We start from the raw sequence: 609 nt of genomic DNA, 5'->3' as shown, positions 1-609 counted from the left end.
GGCCAGTACGTTTATGATTACTGCCGCAGCATCTATCGTGTTTGCATTGCTTTCTGCTTCGCCGGAACGTATCGGTAAAATGCAGGCGGCGCGTACATGGTTTAAGGATTTCATCCGCGGCCGTTCGAAACTGCGGGATTTGAAAACCCGCCTCAGTAGTACCGAAACGCGCTTTTTTGGCGGCAGCCAACCCAATATTTTGATTTATGAAGACCGTGTGAAACTGCAAAAAGATCAATATTGGGAAATGATGCAGGAGATTATGGGCGATCGTAAACAAATCTATGAAAAGATGAGCGACCATCTTTACTGGCTCGGTTTGTTGGCGGATAAACAGTTCAAATACATTAACTTATCTTACGCGGTATTCCGCTGGGGCTTGCTGGCTTCGCTGGCGGCATTTATCGGCGTAAAAACATTGCCGTCATTGCTGATGCCTCCGGCCAACAACGCGGCAGAGTTGCGTTCGCTGGGTATCAATATGTTTAACGGCGTATTTGAGCCTTCTGCCGTACAACAGCTTCCGGACGGTAAGTTGCTGATCGCGGAAGACGAACCCAACCATGCATTCAGTATCATCAGCATTGATAAAACCGGCAGGTTTGTAGA

At 47.9% G+C, this 609-nt stretch carries 1 protein-coding gene; it reads left to right on the top strand.

The window, feature by feature from the left end; genetic code table 11:
• The coding region (locus ACTHUM_RS17595; RefSeq protein ID WP_440403634.1) for a Pycsar system effector family protein at window positions 1-609 on the top strand (609 nt) is incomplete at both ends.

The organism is Neisseria sp. P0021.S006 (genome assembly GCF_051956895.1).
Note: the sequence above shows the minus strand (reverse complement) of the source record. Positions and strands in the feature narration are given on the sequence as shown.